The sequence below is a fragment of the Spiribacter salinus M19-40 genome, from assembly GCF_000319575.2.
In the GTDB taxonomy this organism is placed as follows: domain Bacteria; phylum Pseudomonadota; class Gammaproteobacteria; order Nitrococcales; family Nitrococcaceae; genus Spiribacter; species Spiribacter salinus.
In genome coordinates, this window is record NC_021291.1 from 673,350 (window position 1) to 695,895 (window position 22,546).

General features: G+C 62.1%; 24 protein-coding genes. 15 read left to right on the plus strand and 9 right to left on the minus strand.

Going from position 1 to position 22,546, the window contains the following annotated elements:
• Window positions 1-23: 23 nt before the first annotated feature.
• Genes SPISAL_RS03325 through SPISAL_RS03335 form a run of 3 tightly spaced genes read right to left on the minus strand, consistent with a single transcriptional unit; the run spans window position 24 to window position 1,473 of the window.
• Complete coding sequence (locus SPISAL_RS03325) at window positions 24-860, minus strand: peptidylprolyl isomerase (protein ID WP_051111882.1); 837 nt, start codon at window positions 858-860, stop codon at window positions 24-26.
• A 5-nt stretch (window positions 861-865) separates the two neighbouring features.
• Window positions 866-1,177 carry a BolA family protein gene (locus SPISAL_RS03330; RefSeq protein WP_016353056.1) on the minus strand — a complete coding sequence of 104 codons (312 nt, stop codon included), beginning with the start codon at window positions 1,175-1,177 and terminating at the stop codon, window positions 866-868.
• The gene (locus tag SPISAL_RS03335; RefSeq protein ID WP_016353057.1) at window positions 1,174-1,473 is read right to left on the minus strand and encodes a YciI family protein; all 300 of its coding nucleotides are present in this window, start codon (window positions 1,471-1,473) and stop codon (window positions 1,174-1,176) included. The genes SPISAL_RS03330 and SPISAL_RS03335 overlap by 4 nt, the downstream gene beginning before the upstream one ends.
• Window positions 1,474-1,552: 79 nt before the next feature.
• Here SPISAL_RS03335 and SPISAL_RS03340 point away from each other — a divergent pair, with 79 nt between their 5' ends.
• Genes SPISAL_RS03340 through SPISAL_RS03365 form a run of 6 tightly spaced genes read left to right on the plus strand, consistent with a single transcriptional unit; the run spans window position 1,553 to window position 6,296 of the window.
• Window positions 1,553-2,176, plus strand: coding sequence for an L-threonylcarbamoyladenylate synthase (locus SPISAL_RS03340; RefSeq protein ID WP_016353058.1), 624 nt, complete (start codon window positions 1,553-1,555; stop codon window positions 2,174-2,176).
• A gap of 13 nt (window positions 2,177-2,189) precedes the next feature.
• Complete coding sequence (locus tag SPISAL_RS03345) at window positions 2,190-3,446, plus strand: tryptophan--tRNA ligase (RefSeq protein WP_081633210.1); 1,257 nt, start codon at window positions 2,190-2,192, stop codon at window positions 3,444-3,446.
• Window positions 3,443-4,276 (plus strand): segregation and condensation protein A, encoded by an 834-nt coding sequence (locus SPISAL_RS03350; protein ID WP_016353060.1) that lies wholly within the window; start codon window positions 3,443-3,445, stop codon window positions 4,274-4,276. The genes SPISAL_RS03345 and SPISAL_RS03350 overlap by 4 nt, the downstream gene beginning before the upstream one ends.
• Window positions 4,273-4,839 (plus strand): SMC-Scp complex subunit ScpB, encoded by a 567-nt coding sequence (gene scpB, locus SPISAL_RS03355; RefSeq protein ID WP_016353061.1) that lies wholly within the window; start codon window positions 4,273-4,275, stop codon window positions 4,837-4,839. The genes SPISAL_RS03350 and scpB overlap by 4 nt, the downstream gene beginning before the upstream one ends.
• Complete coding sequence (rluB, locus tag SPISAL_RS03360; protein ID WP_016353062.1) at window positions 4,836-5,624, plus strand: 23S rRNA pseudouridine(2605) synthase RluB; 789 nt, start codon at window positions 4,836-4,838, stop codon at window positions 5,622-5,624. Before scpB ends, rluB begins: the two co-directional genes overlap by 4 nt.
• Window positions 5,625-5,630: 6 nt before the next feature.
• On the plus strand, window positions 5,631-6,296 hold the full coding sequence (locus tag SPISAL_RS03365; protein WP_016353063.1) for an endonuclease III domain-containing protein: 666 nt from the start codon (window positions 5,631-5,633) through the stop codon (window positions 6,294-6,296).
• Here SPISAL_RS03365 and SPISAL_RS03370 read toward each other — a convergent pair.
• Genes SPISAL_RS03370 through SPISAL_RS03395 form a run of 6 tightly spaced genes read right to left on the minus strand, consistent with a single transcriptional unit; the run spans window position 6,284 to window position 11,161 of the window.
• Entirely contained in the window at window positions 6,284-6,757 is a 474-nt protein-coding gene (locus SPISAL_RS03370) for a YbhB/YbcL family Raf kinase inhibitor-like protein (RefSeq protein WP_016353064.1), read from the minus strand. The two genes, SPISAL_RS03365 and SPISAL_RS03370, sit on opposite strands and share 13 nt — an antisense overlap.
• A 50-nt stretch (window positions 6,758-6,807) precedes the next feature.
• Complete coding sequence (locus SPISAL_RS03375; RefSeq protein WP_016353065.1) at window positions 6,808-7,569, minus strand: SDR family NAD(P)-dependent oxidoreductase; 762 nt, start codon at window positions 7,567-7,569, stop codon at window positions 6,808-6,810.
• On the minus strand, window positions 7,566-8,435 hold the full coding sequence (locus tag SPISAL_RS03380) for a squalene/phytoene synthase family protein (RefSeq protein ID WP_016353066.1): 870 nt from the start codon (window positions 8,433-8,435) through the stop codon (window positions 7,566-7,568). Before SPISAL_RS03380 ends, SPISAL_RS03375 begins: the two co-directional genes overlap by 4 nt.
• A 4-nt stretch (window positions 8,436-8,439) precedes the next feature.
• Complete coding sequence (locus SPISAL_RS03385) at window positions 8,440-9,141, minus strand: HAD family hydrolase (RefSeq protein WP_016353067.1); 702 nt, start codon at window positions 9,139-9,141, stop codon at window positions 8,440-8,442.
• Window positions 9,138-9,848 (minus strand): bifunctional 2-polyprenyl-6-hydroxyphenol methylase/3-demethylubiquinol 3-O-methyltransferase UbiG, encoded by a 711-nt coding sequence (gene ubiG / locus SPISAL_RS03390; RefSeq protein WP_016353068.1) that lies wholly within the window; start codon window positions 9,846-9,848, stop codon window positions 9,138-9,140. Before ubiG ends, SPISAL_RS03385 begins: the two co-directional genes overlap by 4 nt.
• A complete protein-coding gene (locus tag SPISAL_RS03395; RefSeq protein WP_016353069.1) occupies window positions 9,848-11,161 on the minus strand; it encodes a TRZ/ATZ family hydrolase in 1,314 nt (437 codons plus the stop codon). Before SPISAL_RS03395 ends, ubiG begins: the two co-directional genes overlap by 1 nt.
• Before the next feature lie 103 nt (window positions 11,162-11,264).
• Here SPISAL_RS03395 and SPISAL_RS03400 point away from each other — a divergent pair, with 103 nt between their 5' ends.
• The 9 genes from SPISAL_RS03400 (at window position 11,265) to rpsA (ending at window position 22,546) form a co-directional block, all read left to right on the plus strand.
• Window positions 11,265-11,828 (plus strand): peptidylprolyl isomerase, encoded by a 564-nt coding sequence (locus tag SPISAL_RS03400; protein WP_016353070.1) that lies wholly within the window; start codon window positions 11,265-11,267, stop codon window positions 11,826-11,828.
• 79 nt (window positions 11,829-11,907) lie between these two features.
• Window positions 11,908-14,472 carry a DNA gyrase subunit A gene (gyrA, locus tag SPISAL_RS03405; protein WP_016353071.1) on the plus strand — a complete coding sequence of 855 codons (2,565 nt, stop codon included), beginning with the start codon at window positions 11,908-11,910 and terminating at the stop codon, window positions 14,470-14,472.
• A 41-nt stretch (window positions 14,473-14,513) separates the two neighbouring features.
• Window positions 14,514-15,596 (plus strand): 3-phosphoserine/phosphohydroxythreonine transaminase, encoded by a 1,083-nt coding sequence (serC, locus tag SPISAL_RS03410; protein ID WP_016353072.1) that lies wholly within the window; start codon window positions 14,514-14,516, stop codon window positions 15,594-15,596.
• A 5-nt stretch (window positions 15,597-15,601) separates the two neighbouring features.
• Window positions 15,602-16,771, plus strand: coding sequence for a phosphoglycerate dehydrogenase (locus tag SPISAL_RS03415; protein WP_041389178.1), 1,170 nt, complete (start codon window positions 15,602-15,604; stop codon window positions 16,769-16,771).
• Between the two features lie 16 nt (window positions 16,772-16,787).
• Window positions 16,788-17,870, plus strand: coding sequence for a prephenate dehydratase (gene pheA, locus SPISAL_RS03420; protein WP_016353074.1), 1,083 nt, complete (start codon window positions 16,788-16,790; stop codon window positions 17,868-17,870).
• A 10-nt stretch (window positions 17,871-17,880) separates the two neighbouring features.
• Entirely contained in the window at window positions 17,881-18,777 is an 897-nt protein-coding gene (locus SPISAL_RS03425) for a prephenate dehydrogenase (protein ID WP_016353075.1), read from the plus strand.
• Window positions 18,778-18,780: 3 nt separating this feature from the next.
• Window positions 18,781-20,109, plus strand: coding sequence for a 3-phosphoshikimate 1-carboxyvinyltransferase (gene aroA, locus SPISAL_RS03430; RefSeq protein WP_016353076.1), 1,329 nt, complete (start codon window positions 18,781-18,783; stop codon window positions 20,107-20,109).
• Complete coding sequence (gene cmk, locus SPISAL_RS03435) at window positions 20,106-20,804, plus strand: (d)CMP kinase (RefSeq protein WP_016353077.1); 699 nt, start codon at window positions 20,106-20,108, stop codon at window positions 20,802-20,804. The genes aroA and cmk overlap by 4 nt, the downstream gene beginning before the upstream one ends.
• 59 nt (window positions 20,805-20,863) lie before the next feature.
• Window positions 20,864-22,546 carry a 30S ribosomal protein S1 gene (rpsA, locus tag SPISAL_RS03440; protein ID WP_016353078.1) on the plus strand — a complete coding sequence of 561 codons (1,683 nt, stop codon included), beginning with the start codon at window positions 20,864-20,866 and terminating at the stop codon, window positions 22,544-22,546.

The window sequence follows — 22,546 nt, forward strand, 5'->3', positions numbered from 1 at the left end:
GCAGGTTTCGGAACAGCTCAACGTTAGTCTGTTGGCTCTGCCCAGTTCGCCTCGTAGTCAATGTCCGCGGACTCGCGAAGCGCATTGATCCGGTCCTGGATACGGCGGTTAATCAGGCCCATACGAAGCTCATCGGCCACGTCTTCGAAGGCGGGTGCCTCACCTTCGCGAGTCTCATCCAGACGAATGACATGCCAGCCAAATCCGGTCTGGACAGGGGTCTGGGTCAGCTCTCCTTCCGAGAGCCCCGTGACGGCCTCCGAGAAAGGCTCCACCATGTCGCCAGGGGTAAACCAGCCGAGGTCACCCCCGTTGTCTGAGCTGCCGTCCTGGGAATGCTGCTCGGCAAGCGCCTCGAAGGCCTCACCGTCGTTGAGCCGGTCGATCAGCCCCTGGGCCTGCTCGCGCTCCCCAACCAGGATATGCCGAGCCCGATACTCGCGCGGGGCTTCGCCGCCATATTGGTCTTCATAGCGCGCGCGCAGCGTGTCTTCATCAATCGGGTCACCCGTGGTGTTCTCCCGAACAAACGACTGCGCTAGTGCGCGACGGCGGTTGTTGGTGATTTGCGCCTGGAGCTCCGGGTTGAGCTCAAGCCCCGCCTCCTCCCCGGCCTGGGCGAGGAGCACCAGGTTAATGATCTCCTCAAGGAACTGACGCCGCTGCACGGCCGGCAGATCGGTTTCCCCACCGGTTTGCTGACCGACCAGCTGGTTGAGTTCCAGTTCATTGATGGGTTCGCCGTTGATTTCGGCAACGACATCGCCCTGATCCTGGGCCAGCGGTGTGCCTGCCACCGCAAGCAGGGCGAGGATTGTCAGGAGGCGGGTCAGTCGGGGTTGTACAGTCTGTTTCATCATGGCTCTCACTCAGGTGTCAGATCACCGCTGGCATCTTCATCCGGCGTCAATGCCTCGATGCTCAGGGCGTGAATGCAGTCATTGCGCATGGCATCACCCATGGCTTGATAGACCAGGCGGTGCCGGGCGACCTGACTGTGGTTGGCGAAATCATCGCTCACGATGCGTACGTGAAAGTGGCCGCCTCCGGCTTGCGCCCCGGCGTGGCCGGTATGCAAGTGACTGTCGTCTCGCACGGACAGCGATTCAATGCTCAGCCCTTGCTCGAGGCGCTCTCGGATCATGGCAGGCCGTTCACTACGCAGGTTGGCCGTCATGGCAGCACCCGTCGAAATGGCTTGACCTTGACTGAGGCGTATACGCCGGCGCTGACGTACGGATCCGCATCAGCCCAGGTTCGGGCCGCCTCGAGAGACTCGAATTCGGCAATGACAAGGCTGCCAGAAAATCCGGCCGGGCCGGGGTCTTCAGCATCAATCGCCGGGTGCGGTCCCGCGAGCAGCAGTCTGCCCTCATCGCGCAATGTCTCCAGGCGGGCGAGGTGGGCTGGACGGGCCTCTGTCCGACGGCCCAGGCTGTCCTCGACATCCTCGCTGATGATGGCGTAGTACATGTTCGTGCCTTTCAGGTCTCGTGAATCACTCGCGAAACGCTACCATACACGTCGACAGACAAGCACCGACGGAGGGCGCATGAGCCAGTATTTCGAGATCCATCCCGATACCCCGCAGCCGCGACTGATCCGCCGAGCCGTTGAGATCCTCCGCAGCGGCGGGGTGATCGTTTATCCCAGCGGTACAACCTATGCGCTCGGTTGTGCGATGGGTGAAAAAGCCGCGATCGACCGTATTCGTGCGCTGCGTCGGCTGGGTGAACGACATCATTTTACACTGGCCTGTCGCGATCTCTCGGACATTGGCAGCTATACCCGCCTTGATAACACGGCCTTTCGGCTATTGAAGGCGCATACCCCAGGGCCATACACCTTTGTGCTGCGCGCCACGGCTGAGGTTCCGAAGCGATTGCAACACGACCGCCGTCGAACCATCGGTATTCGTGTGCCGCACCACCCTGTCGCCCAGGCCCTGTTGGCGGAGCTCGGTGAGCCGCTAACCACCAGTACTCTACTGTTGCCGGATGAGGACGAGCCGATGACGGATCCGGTGGACATCCGGGATCGCATTGGCGGACAGGTCGATCTGATCGTGGATGCCGGTGCGGGCGGCCTTGAGCCGAGTACGGTCATTGATCTGAGTGGTGAAGCACCCGCGGTGATTCGTCATGGAGCGGGTGACGCCCACGTGTTCGAGCTCTGATGGGCTATCATGGATGATTGGAATACCGGAATCAGCGGAGGTCAATTTGAGCAATCCTGTCTCTCGTGGTGATCGCATCCTCTCGGGTATGCGGCCTACTGGCCGTTTACACCTTGGGCATTATCACGGGGTGCTCCGGAACTGGGTCGAGCTGCAGCAGGAGCATGAGTGCTTTTTCTTCATTGCCGATTGGCATGCATTGACCACCGCCTACGAAGAGCGAGAGATCATCTCCCAGAATGTCTGGGACATGGTCGTGGATTGGCTGGCCTGTGGCGTTAATCCCAACCTGGCAACCCTGTTTATCCAGTCCCGTGTAATCGAGCACGCCGAATTGCACCTCCTGCTTTCCATGATCGCGCCGCTTGGCTGGCTTGAACGGGTGCCGACCTATAAGGACCAGATTGAGCAGCTGCGTGAAAAAGATCTGGCTACCTACGGGTTTCTCGGTTATCCGGTGCTGCAAAGTGCCGACATTCTGGTGTACGGCGCGGCTGGCGTGCCAGTCGGCGAGGATCAGGTCTCCCATGTGGAGCTGACCCGGGAGCTCGCCCGTCGTTTCAACCACCTGTTTGGCCGTGAGCCGGGCTTCGAAGACAAAGCTGAGGCCGCGGTCAGCAAAATGGGCAAGAAGCAGGCGCGGCTCTATCGCGAACTGCGTCGCCGCTACCAAGAAAACGGTGATGCCGAGGCGCTGCATGAGGCCCAGGCACTTCTCGAGAGCCAGCAGAACCTGACCGTGGCGGATAGTGCGCGGCTTGCCGGGTATCTGGAAGGCGGCGGCCGGACGGTGTTACCCGAACCCCAGGCGCTGCTCACCCACGCGCCAAGAATGCCGGGACTGGACGGGCGCAAGATGTCCAAGTCATACGGCAATACCCTGTCTTTGCGAGAGCCGGCGGCGGATATTGAACACAAAATCCGCACCATGCCCACCGATCCGGCCCGGGTTCGACGTAACGACCCGGGTGATCCGGATAAATGCCCGGTCTTCGACCTCCACAGGGTTTACTCCGATGCGGACGTCCGCCAGTGGGCAGAGACCGGTTGTCGGTCGGCCGGCATTGGATGTTTGGACTGCAAGGGCCCGTTGATCGAGTCGGTGAAGGCCGAGGTCGCTCCGATCCGGGAGCGGGCGGAGGCACTCGAGGATGATCCCGAGCATGTCCGTCAGGTGATTGGTGAGGGTTGTGAGCGGGCGCAAGGCGTGGCGCGCTCCACCATGCAGGAAGTCCGTAGTGCCATGGGTCTGGATTATCGCGCCCGATGACAGAGACCGATGCCCCTGATCTGCTTGATACCGAGGTAACCGCCCGGGTTCGCGGTGAGCCCTATGGTGAGTTGCCGCGCGATCTCTATATCCCTCCCGATGCGCTAGAGGTTTTTCTGGAGGCCTTCGAGGGCCCGCTCGATCTGCTGCTTTATCTCATTCGCCGGCAGAATCTCGAGATTCTGGATATCCCGATTGCCGAGATCACGCGGCAGTACATGGGTTACGTCGACCTCATGAAGGATCTGCGCCTCGAGCTTGCCGCGGAGTATCTGGTGATGGCGGCTATGCTGGCCGAAATCAAATCCCGGATGCTGCTGCCGCGGCCGCCTGCCGGTGACGATGATGAAGCGCTTGATCCCCGCGCCGAGCTGGTTCGTCGTCTCCAGGCGTACGAGCAGTTCAAGGAGGCCGGTCGACAGGTGGATCATCTGCCCCGAGTGGCGCGGGATGTATTCCCCGCCTCGGCGGCGACACCACCGATGGAGGAGGCCACGCGGGCCCCACAAGTCGACCTCGCAGAATTGCTTGCGGCGTTTGCCGAGGTACTGAGCCGCGCCGAGATGTTCAATCATCATCAAATCAGGCGCGAAGCCTTGTCCGTGCGGGAGCGCATGAGCGAGACGCTGACCCGCTTGAGTCGCGAGCATTTCGTGTCACTGGATGAGCTGCTCCGTCCTGATGAAGGGCGCGCCGGGGTGGTCGTGACTTTCCTGGCGGTCCTCGAACTGCTCAAGGCCGCACTCGTCGAGCTCGTGCAGGCGGAGCCGTTCGCACCCCTGTACCTGCGTGGAGGTGAACTGATGGCTGAAGGGGAGGGCGGCGAATGAATGAGCCGGCACTTGAATCCATTCTGGAAGCGGCTTTGCTGGCCGCGGGCGAACCGTTATCGGTCGAGCAACTGCGAGGGCTCTTTCCTGAGGAGGCGCAGCCCGCACCGCGGGATATTGAGGCCGCGCTGGTTCGCTTGCAGGGCCAGCTCGACGGGCGGGGCGTGGTGCTCAGGCAAGTCGCCAGTGGCTATCGACTCCAGGTGCCTGAAACCTTTGCGCCCTGGGTCGCACGCCTCTGGGAAGAGAAACCCGCACGCTACTCCCGGGCGATTCTCGAAACCCTGGCGATCATTGCCTACCGACAGCCCATTACCCGAGGGGAAATCGAGGAGATTCGCGGGGTGAGTTTGAGTAGCAGCATCATGCGCACGCTTCAGGAGCGGGGCTGGGTCCGCGTTGCCGGGCACCGGGATGCGCCGGGCCGCCCGGCAGTCTATGCGACGACACGCGATTTTCTGGACCACTTCAACCTGGCAGGCTTGAGTGATCTGCCGAGTCTGATGGAGTTGGGGGATCACGGCCCCGAGCATCCCGAACTGGATCTGGAGATGCCCGTTTGAGCTCGGAGAAACTTCAGAAAGTTCTTGCCCGGGCAGGGGTCGGTTCCCGGCGCGAGTTGGAGCGCTGGATCGCTGATGGCCGGGTCCGGGTCGATGGGCAAAAGGCCACGCTGGGCGATCGCGTCGAGCCAGGCGCGCGAATTCATGTTGATGGCCGACTGGTGAATACGGCGAGTCTGGAGGCGCCGGCCCGCCGGGTGATTGCCTACCACAAGCCAACCGGTGAGTTGGTCACGCGCTCCGACCCGGAAGGGCGCCGCACGGTCTTTACCCGTTTGCCGCGCGTGAAAGGCGCACGCTGGATCGCCATTGGCCGACTGGATATCAACACCGCGGGTCTATTGCTCGTCACCACGGATGGCGAGCTGGCCAATCGTTTGATGCACCCGCGCCATGAAATTGCCCGGGACTATGCCGTTCGTGTCTACGGACGGGTTGATGAGGCGACCCGCCAGCGCCTGACGCAGGGCGTGGACCTGGAGGATGGCCGAGCGGCCTTTGATGCGCTGGCGCCGCTGGATACCGATCGCGCCGCCAATGAGTGGTATCGCGTTCGGCTGCGTGAGGGCCGGAATCGTTTGGTCCGGCGTCTCTGGGAGTCTCAGGGCCTTCAGGTCAGTCGATTGATGCGTGTCCAGTACGGCCCGATCGAAATGCCAGCCGGGCTGCGGGAAGGCCAGTTTGATGAACTGGATACCCCACGGATCAATGCGCTCCTCGAAGCGGTCGGGCTAGACCCTGAGCCCACCCGTCCCCGCCCAGCACGGCGCCCAAGGCGTCGATAACCCCGGGTGGGTGCTTTCGCCGAACTGTATGAGGATCTCCACGGGGCGCTTGGCCCGCAGGCCTGGTGGCCAGCGGAAAGCCGCTTCGAGGTGTTGGTCGGGGCGGTGCTGACGCAGAATGCAGCGTGGCGGAATGTAGAGCAGGCGATTACGCGACTGCGGGATGCCGCGCTGTTTGCCCCTGAGGCCATCCTGGCCGCGCCGGTGGCGCGCGTCGCCGAGTGCATTCGTCCGAGTGGTTACTACAACATCAAAACCCAGCGGTTGCGGGCGGCCTGCGAGGCCTGGCTAGCGCTCGGCGGTGAGCAGGGGATGGCGGCTATGCCCACTCTGGCGTTGCGCAATGCCTTGCTGGCTGTGCATGGGCTTGGCCCGGAGAGTGTGGATGACGTGCTGCTCTATGGATTTGAGCGGCCCGTGTTTGTGATTGATGCCTATACCCGTCGCATCTTCTCGCGCATCGGCGTGGTCGACCCGCGTGCCGGGTACGACACGCTTCAGCAACAATTTCAGGCCGATTTGCCTGTCGACGCCCAGCAGTTCAATGAGTATCACGCGTTGATCGTGCAGCTGGGCAAATCCTTTTGCCGGCCGCGGCAGCCGCGCTGTGGCGACTGTCCTTTGCTGTCACGGTGTGCCCACGGGCGGGCGGAGATGAATCAGCGCTCGTAGGTGCCAATCAGCCGGTTCATGCCGATAACGTGCGGCTCAACCTGATCAAGGAATTGCCAGAGGGTGAGTCCCGGCTCGAGGTTCAAGGCCTGATCGAGCGCCAGGACCCAGAAGTAGTAGTGGTGCAGCCCGTGGCCTTCCGGCGGCATTGGCCCGCCATAGGCCTGCCGGCCGAAGTCGGTCACGCCGTTGGTGTACGCCTCGCTGCCCTCTTCGAGGCCGTTCACCTCACCCGGGATGTTGTAGTAGACCCAGTGCACGAACCCGTAGCTGCCTGGGCTGATCAGTGGCGCATCTGGGTCGTGACAGATCACTGCAAAGCCCTGCGTGCCCTCGGGTGCGCCCTGCCAATAAATTGATGGCGCAACATCGTCTCCATCACCGGTGTAGCGCACCGGGATCGGCTCGTGGGTTCCGAAGGCACTGCTTCTGACTTGCAGCGACGAAAGCGCAAATCCCATTTAGTTTCTCCAATCGGTTGGATCAAGTGTGGGCAAGGATGCCATATCTGTCAGGTCGTCACCTTATACTGACCACCGTTCTTCGGGGAGCCCTCCGTTCCGAGCAGTGAGAGAATCGCCGCGGCCGCGCCCTCCGGAATCGGTGCTTCTTCAGGCATCTCCCCCGCATAGGCGCGGCGCCGAAGCCCGCTACGCAGGGGGCCAGGGTCGATGCTGCAGGCGGTTACCGGGTGCGCTTCCGACGACTCGGCTGCCAGCGTTTGCATCAGGCCCTCAAGGCCCCATTTACTCACAGCGTATGCCCCCATGGCGGCTTGTCCGCTGCGACCACAGGCGTCGCTAATAAACAACATGGCGCCCGCACTCTCGCGAAGTAACGGAAGGCAGGCCTGGGTCATCATGAACGCCCCGTTCAGGTTGACATGCAGGGTCTCCAGCCATTGTTGCGGCGCATACAGACCGATGGGGGCCGGTTCGCCGAGTGCCGCCGCGGCCTGAATGACGACATCGAGCCCGCCGAGTGCCGAGCGAATGCGTTCAGCCAATTCCGTGTAGTCATCTGGTGACGCGCCCATGAGATCCAGCGGATAAAGCCCGGGCTGCCCATGTCCAGCGGCCTCGATGCGGTCGTGAAGCGCTTCAAGACCTTTGAGATCGCTGTCCAGCAGCACTAGCTCACCGCCCTCGGCCGCGATCATCTCGGCAAGCGCGCCCCCCAGACTGCCGGCCGCGCCTGTGATGAGCAGCCGTTGTCCCGCCAGCCGACCAGAGACGGGTTGTGGGTTTTTTACGAAGGGCAGTTCAAGGGTCATTTCGGGATTTCTCCAGGCCCAGGTTTGACGGCGCCTGGCCTTCGCGCCGTTCGCCAGGCCAGCCAGAATTTTCTCAACGGGGTGAGGTGGTGCTCCCGGGCCACCACCGGATAGCCCTCATGCGCGAGCGTATCCAGTAGACGCCGATACAAGACCGCAAGGACCAGGCCATGGGTCTGACCGCGTCGAGCATCGCCGGGCAGCTGCGCAATGGCGCTGTCAAGAAAGCGCCGGGCGCGCGCGCCCTGGCGCTCCATGAGTTCCTGGCGGGCCTGGCTTGGGTGCTCATCGAGGAGCGTTTCCGTATCCAGTCCGGCGAGGGTGAGTTCATCCTCCGGGATATACACGCGTCCCGCACGCACATCACGGCGGACATGGCGGATCATTCGCGTCAGCTCCAGGCCCATGGACAGATCATGTGCGAACGGCGCCACCTCATCGCCGCGGGCACCCGTCAATCGCCAGGCGAGATCGGCGATGGCGCCACCAGCGCGGTGGCAGTATAGCGTGAGCTCCCGCAGGGTCGGGTAGCGACCGTATTCAAGGTCCATTCGGGCCGCCTCGATGACCTCGCCTAGCCCTTCCAGATTCAGTCCATGCGACTGGGCGCTCGGTAAAAGGGCCTGCATGACTGGGTGCCGTGGCGCGCCGTTTCGCAGACGCTCCAGCTCTTCCTGCCACCAAGTGAGCTTAACCGCACCCACACCGGCCTCGCTGACCTCACGCGGGATCTCGAGAATCTCGGCGCGGTAAGCCGCAAGGGCGGTAAGGCCCGCCCGCGCCTCGTTGGGTGCGAACAGCAGTGCGTAGTAAATACTGGACCCGTCGGGCGCGACCTTTTGCCGGCAGTAATCCAGTGGGTCCATGTGGTCAGGCAGTCGCAGACTGAGCGGTCGATGCAACCCCAAGGTCAACCCAGCGCAAGGTCTCGAGCGGATGACTGATCAGGCCATCAGCCCCCCAGCGCTCGGCGTGATCGTCGCCGGAGAGGTAGCCATACAGGGCGGCCAGGGTCATCGTACCGGCGCCGCGGCCCGCCTGAATATCCCGTTCCGCATCACCAACGACCACACATTCGGCGGGCGCCAGGCCGAGCCGCCGACAGCCTTCGAGGACTTGGTGCGGATGCGGTTTGCGCAAGGCGATGTCATCGCCGGTCACCAGACAGTCCGGGCGTTCGTGATAGCCGAGTTCGTTGATCAGAGGGCGGGTCAGCCAGCCAGGCTTGTTGGTCACAATACCCCAGGGTACGCCAGCGGCCTCCAGCGTCTCTAGCATGGGTTCCATGCCCTCGTAGGGGAGGGTCTCAGCACTCAGGCTCTCATGGTAAAGCTCGAGAAAGCGCACCCGCAGCGGCTCAAAACGCGGCTGGTCAGGAGACAGGTGAAAGGCCCGTGCAATCATGGGTGCGCTGCCATGGCCGACCGCGTTGGCGAATTCCGCGGCCGGCAGCGGCGGTAGCGATTGCTCTTCGCGCAGGGTATTCATCGCGTTGATCAGGTCGGGTGCGGTATCGAAGAGTGTCCCATCCAGGTCCAAAAGTACGCCGCGGGCCAGGGCAAACGGGGTCATCGCACCTCCGGACGGGTTGCCTGCATCAGGTAGTTCACTGAAATGTCTTCGCTGAGAGCGTAAGTCTGAGTGAGTGGGTTGTACTGCAAGCCCGTCATGTCCTCGATTGAGAGCCCGCCCCGTCGCGACCAGCGTGCAAGTTCTGCGGGTTGAATAAACGACCGGGCATCGTGTGTCCCGCGGGGAAGCAGGCGCAGGAGATGCTCAGCGCCGACAATGGCAAACAGCCAGGCCCGCGCGTTGCGATTGATCGTTGAAAAATAGACCTGGCCGCCCGGGCGCACGAGCGCCGCGCAGGCGTAGACGATCGATGCGGGATCCGGGACGTGCTCTAGTAACTCCAGGCAGGTCACGACATCCCATTCGCCCGGAGCCTCGTCAGCCAGTGACTCAGCAGCAATCGCACGATAATCGACCTCGACCCCGGTTTCGAGGGCATGCAGGCCGGCGATCTCCAGGCTGTGCTCGGCCAAATCAATGCCAGTGACCTGAGCGCCGCGCTCCGCCATTGCCTCAGAAAGGATTCCCCCACCACAACCCACATCCAGCACGCGCCTTCCGCGCAGGGGCCCGGCGTGACGTTCAATGTAGTCAAGGCGAAGTGGGTTGATGGCATGCAGCGGCGCGAAGGGTCCGGCAGGATCCCACCAGGCGCTGGCATCCTCATCAAACTTGGCGATTTCAGCCTGATCCGCGTTCTGGCTCATTAGCGTTGGAGTTTATCACGCCATTCGGCTGCTCGGGCGCGGATTGCCGGGACATCGAGTGTGACGGGTTCGCGCGCCTTCAACACATGCCGGCCGGCGATCCAGACGTCCCGAACGGCCTCGCGGCCACAGGCATAAACGACTTGGGAGGCCACGTCGTGGAGGGGGTCTGCTTCCGGGGTGTTGAGATCGAGGCTGACCAAGTCGGCCGCCTTGCCAACGACCAGGCTGCCGATCTCCTGGTCACGGCCAATCGCTCGGGCGCCACCGAGGGTGGCTATTTCCAAGGCCTGGTGAGCTGGGAGCGCGGTCGCATCCAGGCTTGCTCCCTTGGCTAGCATTGCCGCGGTTCGCATTTCACCAAGGATATCGAGGTTGTTGTTACTGGCAGCGCCATCCGTGCCGAGGGCAAGGCCAACTCCACGCGCCGCAAGGTCGGCGATGGGACAGATGCCACTGGCGAGTTTGAGATTGGCCTCAGGGCAGTGGATCACGTGGGCACCGGTCGCGCTGATGCGATCGCGTTCGCGTTCATCCAGGTGCGTCATGTGGACGGCGAGCAACTGCGGTCCGACCAGACCCAGCGCATCCAGACGCATCAGGGGCCGGCTGCCGGTCTTCTCGACACTGGCGTCAATTTCGCCAAGCGTCTCGTGGATGTGCATGTGCAGGCGGCGACCATGCCTCTCAGCCAGCTCAGCCGCGCGCACGAGGTGCGGTTCGCTCACTGTGTAAGGGGCATGCGGGGCCATTGTCGTGTCAATCAACGGGTCGTTTGCCCACTGTGCATGGAGGGCTTCGCCCTTTTCGAAGTACGCCTCCGGGCCGGACGCGTACGGTGTCGGGAAGTCGATGAGGATCATGCCGACGGTTGCCCGCATCCCGGCCTCTGCCGCCACAGCGGCCGTCGTTTCGGGAAAGAAGTACATGTCGTTAAAGCACGTAATGCCACCGCGCAGCATCTCAAGCACCGCGAGTGCCGAACCGTCCCGCACGAATGCCTCGCCAACATGGGCCTGCTCCGCCGGCCAGATATGCGATTCCAGCCACGTCATCAGCGGCAGGTCGTCGGCATACCCGCGCAGCAGGGTCATCGCGGCATGGGTGTGGGCATTGATGAGCCCCGGCATGATGACCTGCCCGGGCAGTTCCTTGACGGCTGCTGCTTGATGACGGCTTTCGAGCGCCTGGCGCGGTTCAATGGCGGCGATACGCCCCTGATCGATGGCGATGGAGTGACCAGTGAGGACCTCGCCCGCCGGCTCGATGGGCAGAACCCAATCCGGATGAAGAATCTGCTCGACAGGGATCATTGTACCCGCCTCAGTCGCTCATCGAGTAGCGCAGTGTGCGACAATAACCCCGTGATGTCAGTGCCCGTCCCCCGGCCACATTTGCTAACAGGGAGAAGTGTGCATGAAGTTGCTGCCACTGGGCTTTGCCCTTGCCACGGCGGTTGGTGCCGGTGTCGCCAATGCCGAGAACCCCCGCGTTGTCTTTGAGACCACCGCAGGCGATATCCAGCTTGAGCTCTATGCCGATGATGCGCCGGTCAGTGTCGAGAATTTTCTGGCGTACGTGGATGACGGGTTTTACGACGGAACCATATTCCACCGGGTTATTCCCGGATTCGTCATTCAGGGCGGGGGCTTTGACGAGGAGATGACGCGTCAGGACACGCGGGATCCGATCGTTAACGAGGCGGACAACGGGCTCAAGAATGAGCGCGGCACGCTGTCGATGGCACGCACACAGGCGCGGGACAGCGCGACATCGCAGTTCTTTGTCAATCTTGCCGACAACCCCTTCCTGGATCATGGCGAGCGGGATTTCGGTTATGCCGTCTTCGCACGCGTTGTTGAGGGAATGGCGGTTGTGGATGAGATCGCAGCCGGTGAAACCGCCCGGCGTAACGGCATGGCGGATGTCCCGGTCGAACCGGTTCGTGTCGAGCGGGCCCGCCGTCTGAGCGGCGATTGAGCCGCTGAGTTGAGCCCACCGGCGTGGTATAATCCGCGCTTTCGCATTGAACGTTCAGTGGTAGTCGAGAACCCCAGTCATGTCCAGCGTCGCTAAGGAAATTCTTCCGGTTAATCTCGAAGACGAGATGCGCCAGTCCTATCTGGATTACGCCATGAGCGTCATTGTGGGGCGCGCGCTGCCCGATGTTCGCGATGGGCTCAAGCCGGTGCACCGGCGGGTCTTGCACGCCATGCGCGAGCTGGGGAATGACTGGAACAAGCCGTACAAGAAATCGGCCCGTGTAGTCGGTGATGTGATTGGTAAGTACCACCCGCACGGCGACTCGGCGGTCTACGACACGATCGTTCGAATGGCGCAGGATTTCTCTATGCGCTACCCGCTCGTAGACGGGCAGGGCAACTTCGGCTCGATTGACGGCGATAACGCCGCAGCCATGCGCTACACCGAAGTCCGCATGGCACGCATCGCCCACGAGCTGCTGGCGGATATCGACAAGGAGACAGTCGACTTCGCCGACAACTACGACGGCTCCGAGCGCGAGCCGCAGGTGCTGCCGACGCGGGTTCCGAATTTCCTTATCAATGGCGGCTCGGGTATCGCGGTGGGTATGGCCACCAACGTGCCTCCACACAACCTCACCGAGGTTGTCGATGCCTGTGTGGCGCTAATTGATGATGAGACGCTCGACATCGAACAGTTGATGGAGATTATCCCGGGCCCGGATCTTCCCACCCGCGGCATTATCAACGGTGTCGAGGGGGTCCGGGAGGCCTATCGCACGGGTCGTGGGCGCCTGGTGATGCGGGCCCGGTGCCAGTTCGAACATGATGAATCGAACGGCAAAGCCAGCATCGTCGTTAACGAGCTGCCTTATCAGGTTAACAAGGCCCGTCTGCTCGAGAAGATAGCCGAGCTGGTCAAGGAAAAGCGCATCGAGGGCATTACCGAGCTGCGTGACGAGTCCGATAAAGATGGGATTCGGATGGTGATTGAGTTGCGCCGGGGTGAAGTCCCCGAGGTCATTCTCAATAACCTGTATCAGCAAACGCAACTTGAGACGGTCTTTGGCATCAATATGGTTGCCCTGCACGAGGGCCAGCCGAAACAGCACAACCTAAAGGATGTGCTGGAGGCCTTTATTTCTCATCGCCGCGAGGTGGTGACGCGGCGGACTGTATTCGAACTGCGAAAAGCCCGGGAGCGGGCTCACGTGCTCGAAGGGCTGGCCGTCGCGCTGGCCAACATCGATGAGGTGATTGCCCTGATCAAGGCGTCGCCGACTTCCTCCGACGCCAAAGCGGCGCTGGTGTCCCGTGACTGGGCGCCGGGTGTGGTGAGCGACATGCTCGCGCGGGCTGGTGCCGAGGCATCACGCCCGGAAGAGCTGGGCAGCGACGTCGGGCTGGTTGGCCAGGCGTATCGCCTGACGGAGTCTCAGGCACAGGCCATTCTGGACCTGCGGCTGCACCGCCTGACGGGGCTCGAGCAGGACCGCATTGTCGATGAGTACCGCGAGATCCTCGAGCGGATCGAGGGGCTGCTCGCCATCCTCGCGAGTAGCGAGCGTTTGATGGAAGTGATTCGCGACGAACTCCTGGAAGCCCGTGAGCGTTACGGCGATGAGCGCCGCAGTGAAATCCTCGAGCATCGCCTTGATCTGACCATGGAAGATCTCATTCCCGAGCAGGACGTCGTGGTCACACTCTCCCATGGCGGCTACGCCAAATCGCAGCCCATTGATGTCTACCAGGCGCAGCGCCGCGGTGGAAAGGGCAAGGCGGCGACACGGATGCGCGATGAGGACTTCGTCGACAAGCTCTGGATTGCGAACAGTCACGACACGCTGCTTTGTTTTTCGAGCCACGGTAAGTGCTACTGGCTAAAGGTCTACGAACTACCGCACGGTAGTCGGGGTTCCAAAGGCAAGCCGATTGTTAATCTGCTGCCTCTGGAAGAAGACGAGCGTATTAACGCCGTGCTGCCCGTCAGTGAATTCGATGGTGATTATCACGTGTTCATGGCCACACAGCAGGGAACCGTCAAAAAGACACCGCTGTCGCACTTCTCCCGGCCACGGTCATCCGGAATCATCGCGGTGCATTTAGCCGATGGTGATCGACTGGTGAACGTCGGCATGACGGATGGCAACTCCGACATCATGTTGCTCACCAGCGCAGGTAAGGCGATCCGGTTTGAAGAATCGAAAGTCCGGGCCATGGGACGAACGGCTGCGGGTGTGCGCGGCGTCCGCCTGGCGCCGGGCCAGACCGTCATTGAATGCCTGATTCTGGGTGAGGGTCATGTGCTGACGGTAACCGAGAACGGCTTCGGCAAGGTCACGCCGGTTGCAGACTATCCGCTGCGGGGTCGCGGCGGCATGGGGGTCATCGGCATTCAAACGTCCGAGCGTAACGGCGCCGTTGTCGGCGCTGCACAGGTCAGTGAAGACGACGAGGTCATGCTGATCAGTAACGGTGGAACACTGGTGCGCACGCGGGCCGCTGAGATCTCGGTGTTAAGCCGGAATACTCAAGGCGTCAAGCTGATCAGCCTGGGTCGTGGCGAACATTTGGTGGGTCTGGCGCGGATTGAGTCCCTTGAGGATGACGTCGAGGAAATGGATCCCGACACCGCGGACTGACCCGGACCGTTTTTCTTTTGCAATCAGTTCTGGAGCGCAGAATGGCACGCGTTTACAACTTCAGCGCAGGCCCGGCGGTATTGCCGGAGCCGGTTCTCGAACAAGCCGCGAGCGAAATGCTCGACTGGCATGGGACGGGGATGTCCGTGATGGAAATGAGTCATCGCGGAAAGTCATTCGTCTCAATCGCTGAGCAGGCGGAGGCCGCGCTGCGCGAGCTGCTGGCCGTGCCCGATAACTACAAAGTGCTGTTTTTGCAGGGTGGCGCTACCGCCCAATTCGCCGCCGTCCCATTAAATCTGCTGGGTGATGCTAGCAGCGTGGACTATCTCAACAGCGGAAGCTGGTCGAAAAAGGCCATTGCCGAGGCGAAAAACTACACCTCGGTCAACGTCGTGGCCGAGGGCGGCAACACCGATCCGATGACCATCCCTCCGCAGGCGGAATGGGCGCTCGATCCCAACGCTGCGTATCTCCATTACTGCGCCAATGAGACGATTACAGGCGTTGAGCTCCACGAGCCTCCCCAGGTCGGGGATGTTCCATTGGTATCGGACATGTCCTCGACATTTCTGTCACGGCCGATTGATGTCTCCCGCTATGGCGTGATTTATGCCGGGGCGCAAAAGAATTTTGGCCCGGCTGGTCTAACGGTTGTCATCGTTCGCGATGACCTGCTCGACCGCGCCAGTCACCAGACGCCCTCTGTCTGGCATAACCAGCGCCAGGCCGAGGCAGACTCGATGCTGAATACCCCCGCAACCTATAGTTGGTATATCGCGGGTCTGGTCTTTCAGTGGCTGCAAGCCGAGGGTGGGTTAAGCGCGATGGGTGAGCGCAACCAGCGCAAGGCGGCTCGGCTGTATGCCGCCATTGATGCGTCGGATTTCTACCGCAATCCGGTTGCTCCCGAGGTGCGCTCGCTCATGAACGTTCCGTTCGTACTCGCGGATGATCAGCTGGATGGCCAGTTCCTTGACGAAGCGGCTAAAGCAGGCTTGCACACGCTTAAGGGTCACCGATCCGTCGGCGGGATGCGCGCGAGTATCTACAACGCAATGCCTGAAGCCGGGGTGGATGCCCTGATTGACTTTATGGCTGATTTTGAACGACGTCACGGCTAATAGATATGCATAAGATACTGACCATGAACAATATCTCGGCGCGTGGACTGGATCGCTTTCCGCGTGAACAATTCGAGATTGCCTCGGAAATGTCCAATCCGGACGCGGTCTTGCTGCGCTCTGCGAAGCTCCACGACTGGGACATTCCAGACACGCTTAAAGCGGTGGGGCGTGCGGGCGCCGGGGTCAACAATATCCCGGTTGACGCGATGAGCAAGCGCGGCATCCCCGTCTTCAACGCACCGGGGGCGAACGCCAACGCGGTCAAGGAGCTGGTTCTCGGTGGCCTATTCATGGCGGCACGCTGCATGGGCCCGGCGTGGGAGTTCTCAAGGGGGCTCACGGGCACCAATGCCGAGATGAATCAAGCCGCTGAGGCGGGCAAGAAACAGTTCACGGGCTTTGAGCTTCCTGGCCGGACGCTGGGTGTGATTGGCCTGGGTGCCATCGGTGTGAACGTCGCCAATGCCGCAATGGCCCTCGGCATGCGGGTGATTGGATATGACCCGCAAATCACGGTGCGCAGCGCCTGGAATCTGGAAGCCGGTGTCCGGCGGGCTCACAGCGTGGACGAAGTCCTCGCCGCCGCGGATGTCGTTACGCTGCATGTGCCCGAAACCGATGACACGCGTGGGTTGATCAACGGCGCCCGTCTCGCCGGCAGTCGGGAGGGCCAGGTGCTGCTCAACTTTGCCCGCGCGGGCATTGTTGATGAAACGGCGGTGGTCAAGGCGCTGGATCAGGGACGGCTGCGTACCTATGTCTGCGACTTCCCCGCTGCTGCCTTTGAGGGACGCACCGATGTCATTGCGCTGCCGCACATTGGCGCCTCTACCAACGAGGCCCAGGAAAACTGTGCCGTCATGGCCGCGGACGAAGTCCGGGATTATCTGGAGACCGGGAACATCGTTAATGCGGTCAACTTCCCCGAGCTCATGCTGCCGCGAAACGGCAGTGGTGATCGGCTCACCGTGGCCAATGCGAACGTGCCAAACATGCTGGGTCAGATCTCTTCTGCGGTGGCTGAAGCCGACCTCAACATTGCCGACATGTACAACAAGTCCCGGGGCGATCTGGCCTATAGTGTGGTCGATATTGATGGCAAGTTGCCGGACGACGTGGTCACCCGGCTGCGCAGTACCGAAGGGGTGCTGGCCGTTCGGGTGATTGAGTAGGCAAGAGGGAACTGGCGTGACTGACGAGACGCTCCAGGCCATCCGCGCGCGGATCGATGAAATCGATGATGCGTTGTTACGTCTGGTGAACGAGCGTGCCGGCGCCGCAGCGGAAGTCGCCGCTGCCAAAGAGGCTGAGGGCCGTCAGGCGGATTTTTATCGCCCGGCGCGTGAGGCGGAAGTGCTGCGGCGGCTGCGTGATGCCAATGAGGGGCCACTCTCCGATGAGGACATCACCCGCCTGTTTCGTGAGGTTATGTCGGCATGTCTGGCGCTCCAACGACCCCTGCGCGTGGCTTTTCTGGGGCCGGAGGGAACGTTTACCCAGGAAGCGGCGCTAAAGCATTTTGGTCATGCCATCCACAGCCAGCCGCTGCAAGGCATTGATGCCGTGTTTCGTGAGGTGGAGTCGGGCGGGGCCGAGTACGGTGTCGTGCCCGTGGAGAACTCCACCGAGGGCATGGTCACCCATACCCTCGACCGGCTCCTGTCATCTTCGTTGCAGATCGTGGGCGAGGTTGAGTTACCGATCGTCCAGAACCTGGCCACGAACGCCACGGCGCTACCAGAGATTACCCGCATCTACTCCCATCAGCAGGGCCTGGCCCAGTGCCGCCTGTGGCTGGAGACCCACGCACCCGCCGCAGAGCGCATCGCGGTCTCGAGCACCGCCGAGGCGGCCCGTCTGGCCTCAGAGGACTCGCAGGCGGCCGCGATTGCCTCCGATGCCGCTGCTGAGCGTTACGGCTTGCCCATTCATCAGGCCTCGATCCAGGACGGGGCGGCCAACAGCACCCGCTTCCTGGTGCTAGGCCATGAGAGCCCGGAACCGACGGGCGAGGACAAGACGTCTCTGGTAATTGCCCGGGAGAACCGGCCTGGCGGACTAGCAGGCTTGTTGGCGCCCCTGGCTCGGTATGGGCTGAACATGACACGACTTGAATCCCGTCCCTCTCCGGAAGGGATGTGGGAGTACGTGTTCTTCATCGACCTGATGGGCCATGCCGAGGATCCCGATCTCAAACGGGCGCTGGGTGAGATGCAGCAGCTTGCAAGCCTGCTGAAGACGCTGGGCTCCTATCCCCGGTCGGTGGACTGAGCCGGATTCTATGGCGCAAAGCACCGGGCCCCGCATTTGTTTGGTCGGCGTGGGACTGATAGCCGGCTCTCTGGGGCTTGCCCTGCGCGGGCGGCCAGAAATCGGTGAAGTGATTGGGTTGGGGCGCCATCCAGAGCAATTGCAACGGGCTTTAGCCCACGGCGCTGTGGATCGGGTGACCGTCTCGGCTGCTGACGCGTTGGCGGACGTGGATATCGTGGTGCTTGGGGTGCCGCTGGGCGCTATCCGCACGGTGATGGCCGAGATTCGACCACACCTGCCGGAACAGGCGGTGATAACCGATGTGGGCAGTGCCAAAGGCTGTGTCGTCGCGGACGTTGAAGCCGAATTCGGCGGGCCCCTGCCACGCTTTGTCCCGGGTCACCCCATCGCGGGAACGGAACACAGTGGCGTTGAGGCCGCCTTTGGGCGTTTGTTTGTTGACCGCCGGGTCATCCTTACCCCGACACCGCAGACCGACGAGGATGCACTCGAGAGGGTCCAGCGGCTCTGGGCCTGGGCCGGTGCGCGCGTGGTCACGATGTCCGTCGATCATCACGACCGCATGCTGGCCATGACCTCCCATCTGCCCCATATGCTCGCCTTTGGCCTGGTAGACAGTCTCGCCAGCGACCCGTCGCACGAGGAAATCTTTCGCTATGCCGCCGGCGGTTTTCGCGACTTCACCCGCATCGCTTCCAGTGATCCAGTCATGTGGCGGGATATCTGCCTGGGAAATCGAGACGCATTACTCGAGGCACTGGCCGCGTATCGGGGCGATCTGGAACAGCTGACCGCACTGATTGAGGCGGCCGATGGGGAAGGCCTCGAGGGCGTGTTTCGCAATGCCAAGCAGATCCGTGATGGCTATCTGCAGTGGTTTGAGGACCGAGTGGATGAGGACTGACCGATGACGAGTGCCTCGAATCGGCAGTTCCGTGTCACGCCAGGCGGGTGCCTTCGTGGCGACATTCGGGTGCCGGGCGATAAGTCCATTTCTCACCGCGCAGTCATGCTCGGTGCGATCGCGGAGGGAATCACCGAGGTCCGTGGCTTTCTGGAGGGTGATGACGCCATGGCCACGCTGGCGGCGATGCGGGCTCTGGGCGTTGCCATTGACGGGCCGAAGCAAGGGGCATTGCAGATTGATGGGGTGGGTTTGCACGGGCTCTCCGCACCGGCTGGCCCACTGGATCTCGGTAATTCCGGTACATCGATGCGGCTTTTCTGTGGGCTGCTTGCCGGCCAGACCTTCACGGCGGAACTGGTAGGCGATGCCTCGTTGATGCGCCGGCCGATGCGACGGGTCACCGAGCCTTTGGCCAGGATGGGTGCGGTTATTCACGCGACTGAGGCCGGTACCGCACCGCTTTCGATTCAGCCGGCGGCGGGTCTTCATACCATTGATTACGCCATGCCCATGGCCAGCGCGCAGGTGAAATCGGCGGTTTTGCTCGCCGGGCTTTATGCGCGTGGTCAAACCACGGTGACAGAACCGGGGATCACCCGCGATCACACAGAGCGCATGCTCACGGCCTTTGGCTATCCGGTCGAAAGTCATGGCGGGGAAGTCCGTGTCAGCGGCGGTGGACGCTTAACGGCGGGCCCGATTGATGTCCCAGCCGATATTTCTTCTGCGGCCTTTTTCCTGGTGGGTGCGGCCATCGCGGCCGGGTCTTCACTCACACTACGCGATGTCGGACTCAACCCCACCCGTATTGGCGTGATCGAAATCCTTCGGCGCATGGGCGCCCAAATTGATATCGAACCAGCTTCCAGCGCAGGCGGTGAACCAGTCGGCACCCTGCATGTCACGCCTGCGCCGCTGCATGGCATCGAGATACCCACGGATTGGGTGCCATTGGCCATCGATGAATTTCCGGTGCTTTTTATCGCGGCTGCCTGCGCGCACGGCGTGACCACGCTGAGTGGAGCCGAGGAGCTGCGGGTAAAAGAAAGCGATCGCCTCGCGGTCATGGCGGAAGGGCTCACCGCGCTGGGCGTCGCGGTTGAGACCAGGGCGGACGGGTTAACGATGACCGGTGGGCCTATTCAGGGCGGTCGCGTTCACGCCCATGGTGACCATCGGATTGCGATGGCGTTCGCGATGGCGGGCCTGGTTGCCGATGGGCCCATTGAGATTAGCGGTTGCGCCGAGGTCGATACCTCTTTCCCGGGCTTTGTCGAACTGGCCGCACAGGTGGGTCTACGCATTTCAGCGGTGGAGCAGGCGACATGACACGTCAGGACGTCCCGATCGTCACCATTGATGGCCCCGGGGGTGCCGGGAAGGGCACGATCGCACAGGCCATTGCTGCGCGACTCGACTGGCACTTTCTTGACAGTGGCGCCATCTACCGCCTGCTGGCGCTGGATTCCCTGGAGGCGGGCATCGCGGTGGATGACCTCCCAGCGTTGATCGCGCGCAGCCAGGCCTTGCAGATCGAGTTTCCCACGGTGGGGCCGCAAGCCGGTGAGGTCCTGTTGAACGGGGTCGTGGTGACCACAGCCATTCGTGACGAGGCTTGCGGAGCACGGGCCTCGGAGCTGGCCGCCATCCCGGCGGTCCGCGATGCGCTACTCGCACGTCAAAGGGCTTTCCGTCAGTGGCCAGGACTGGTCGCGGATGGCCGTGACATGGGCACGGTCGTCTTCCCGGACGCTGCCGTGAAGATTTTTCTGACAGCCAGCGCCGAGGAGCGGGCGCGGAGACGCCATAAGCAGTTGATGGAGCAGGGTGTCAGTGCTAATCTCGCCGATCTTTTGCAGGAATTGCGAGCGCGCGACCAACGCGACATGAACCGAGCGGTGGCACCGCTTGCACCTGCTGAAGACGCGATCAGCGTTGATACCACGTCGATGGACGTGGAGGCGGTGATCCGAACAGTCATGGAGCAGGTTGAGGCCTGCATTCCAAACGGGGGTGCCGTCTAGACGGCACGTTTTATTCATCAACCATTGGATCGGCTTACGATCCCGGATTTATTCAGCCCATGAGCGAAAGCTTTGCAGAACTCTTCGAACAGAGCCTGGTGCAGACCGATATGCGCCCGGGTTCCATTGTCACTGCGCAGGTGGTGGCCATCGACGGCGAAGACGTCATCGTCAATGCCGGCCTTAAGTCAGAAGCGGTCATTCCGCTTCGGCAATTCACCGACGAGCAGGGCAACGTCGAAGTCAATGTCGGCGACGACGTCGAAGTGGCTCTGGACGCCGTTGAAGACGGCTCCGGCGAGACCAAGCTGTCCCGGGAGAAGGCCAAGCGTGCCCGTGCCTGGCGTGTACTCGAAGCAGCCTACGAAGGCGCTGAGACCGTCAATGGACAGATCAGTGGCAAGGTAAAGGGCGGTTTTACCGTCGATCTGGGCCATATTCGCGCGTTCCTCCCAGGCTCCCTGGTCGATATCCGGCCGGTGCGGGATACCACCTATCTTGAGGGCAAGGACCTCGAGTTCAAGGTGATCAAGCTCGACGCCCGTCGGAACAACGTGGTCGTCTCTCGCCGGGCAGTGGTTGAGGAAGAGTACAGCGCTGAGCGTGAGGCCCTGCTCGAGAAGCTGCAGGAAGGTCAGACACTCAAGGGCATCGTCAAAAATCTCACCGACTACGGTGCCTTCGTCGATCTCGGTGGCATCGATGGTCTGTTGCACATCACCGACATGGCCTGGCGCCGCGTGAAGCACCCGTCTGAGGTTGTGGATGTCGGCCAGGAAATCGACGTCAAGGTGCTGAAGTTCGACCGCGAGCGCAATCGCGTTTCGCTGGGCCTCAAGCAGCTCGGCGAGGATCCGTGGGAGGCCATCGCGCGTCGCTATCCTGAGGGTAGCCGCGTGGTCGGCAAGGTTACGAACATCACCGACTACGGCTCCTTCGTGGAGATCGAAGAGGGTGTCGAGGGGCTCGTCCATGTGTCCGAAATGGACTGGACGAACAAGAACGTGAACCCGGCCAAGATGGTGTCGATCGGCGACGAGGTCGAGGTCATGATCCTCGACATTGATGAAGAGCGCCGCCGGATCTCGCTGGGTATGAAACAGTGCCAGCCGAACCCGTGGGACGAGTTCGCCGCGCAGTACAACAAGGGCGACCGGGTCACCGGTGCCATCAAGTCGATCACGGACTTCGGGATCTTCGTTGGTCTGGAAGGCGGCATCGATGGTCTGGTGCACCTGTCGGATCTCTCCTGGAGTGATGCGGGCGAAGAGTCCATCCATGAATTCCAGAAGGGCGAAGAAGTGGAGGCCGTCGTGCTGTCGGTGGACCCGGAGCGCGAGCGGATCAGTCTTGGCGTCAAGCAGTTGGCCCAGGATCCCGTCTCCCAGTGGGTTGCCAACCATCCCAAGGGGACGATCGTGACGGGCACGGCGACGGAAGTCGACGCCAAGGGTGTCGTGGTCGATTTGGGTGACGAGGTGTTGGGTTACCTGCGGGCCTCCGACCTGGATCGGGAGCGCGTCGAAGACGCTCGCACCGTCGTCAAGGAAGGGGACTCGGTCGAGGCCAAGTTCATGGCAGTCGACCGTCGCAACCGCATGATTAGCTTGTCTGTCCGTGCCAAGGACCAGCAGGATGAGCGAGAGGTCGTGCAGGATTATGGCAACACGGGTGCCGCTGGAACGACGACGTTGGGTGATCTCCTCAAAGAGCAGATGTCGGATCGCGACGCCGACGAGTGA

Bases quoted from the DNA above. Each gene is read 5' to 3' on its own strand.
- SPISAL_RS03325 (WP_051111882.1), bottom strand. From the start codon at position 860: ATGATGAAACAGACTGTACAACCCCGACTGACCCGCCTCCTGACAATC.
- SPISAL_RS03330 (WP_016353056.1), bottom strand. From the start codon at position 1,177: ATGACGGCCAACCTGCGTAGTGAACGGCCTGCCATGATCCGAGAGCGC.
- SPISAL_RS03400 (WP_016353070.1), top strand. From the start codon at position 11,265: ATGAAGTTGCTGCCACTGGGCTTTGCCCTTGCCACGGCGGTTGGTGCC.
- SPISAL_RS03395 (WP_016353069.1), bottom strand. From the start codon at position 11,161: ATGATCCCTGTCGAGCAGATTCTTCATCCGGATTGGGTTCTGCCCATC.
- scpB (WP_016353061.1), top strand. From the start codon at position 4,273: ATGAATGAGCCGGCACTTGAATCCATTCTGGAAGCGGCTTTGCTGGCC.
- rpsA (WP_016353078.1), top strand. From the start codon at position 20,864: ATGAGCGAAAGCTTTGCAGAACTCTTCGAACAGAGCCTGGTGCAGACC.
- SPISAL_RS03370 (WP_016353064.1), bottom strand. From the start codon at position 6,757: ATGGGATTTGCGCTTTCGTCGCTGCAAGTCAGAAGCAGTGCCTTCGGA.
- aroA (WP_016353076.1), top strand. From the start codon at position 18,781: ATGACGAGTGCCTCGAATCGGCAGTTCCGTGTCACGCCAGGCGGGTGC.
- gyrA (WP_016353071.1), top strand. From the start codon at position 11,908: ATGTCCAGCGTCGCTAAGGAAATTCTTCCGGTTAATCTCGAAGACGAG.
- ubiG (WP_016353068.1), bottom strand. From the start codon at position 9,848: ATGAGCCAGAACGCGGATCAGGCTGAAATCGCCAAGTTTGATGAGGAT.
- serC (WP_016353072.1), top strand. From the start codon at position 14,514: ATGGCACGCGTTTACAACTTCAGCGCAGGCCCGGCGGTATTGCCGGAG.
- SPISAL_RS03380 (WP_016353066.1), bottom strand. From the start codon at position 8,435: ATGGACCCACTGGATTACTGCCGGCAAAAGGTCGCGCCCGACGGGTCC.
- SPISAL_RS03335 (WP_016353057.1), bottom strand. From the start codon at position 1,473: ATGTACTACGCCATCATCAGCGAGGATGTCGAGGACAGCCTGGGCCGT.
- SPISAL_RS03375 (WP_016353065.1), bottom strand. From the start codon at position 7,569: ATGACCCTTGAACTGCCCTTCGTAAAAAACCCACAACCCGTCTCTGGT.
- cmk (WP_016353077.1), top strand. From the start codon at position 20,106: ATGACACGTCAGGACGTCCCGATCGTCACCATTGATGGCCCCGGGGGT.
- SPISAL_RS03345 (WP_081633210.1), top strand. From the start codon at position 2,190: ATGATTGGAATACCGGAATCAGCGGAGGTCAATTTGAGCAATCCTGTC.
- SPISAL_RS03350 (WP_016353060.1), top strand. From the start codon at position 3,443: ATGACAGAGACCGATGCCCCTGATCTGCTTGATACCGAGGTAACCGCC.
- SPISAL_RS03415 (WP_041389178.1), top strand. From the start codon at position 15,602: ATGCATAAGATACTGACCATGAACAATATCTCGGCGCGTGGACTGGAT.
- SPISAL_RS03385 (WP_016353067.1), bottom strand. From the start codon at position 9,141: ATGACCCCGTTTGCCCTGGCCCGCGGCGTACTTTTGGACCTGGATGGG.
- SPISAL_RS03425 (WP_016353075.1), top strand. From the start codon at position 17,881: ATGGCGCAAAGCACCGGGCCCCGCATTTGTTTGGTCGGCGTGGGACTG.
- SPISAL_RS03340 (WP_016353058.1), top strand. From the start codon at position 1,553: ATGAGCCAGTATTTCGAGATCCATCCCGATACCCCGCAGCCGCGACTG.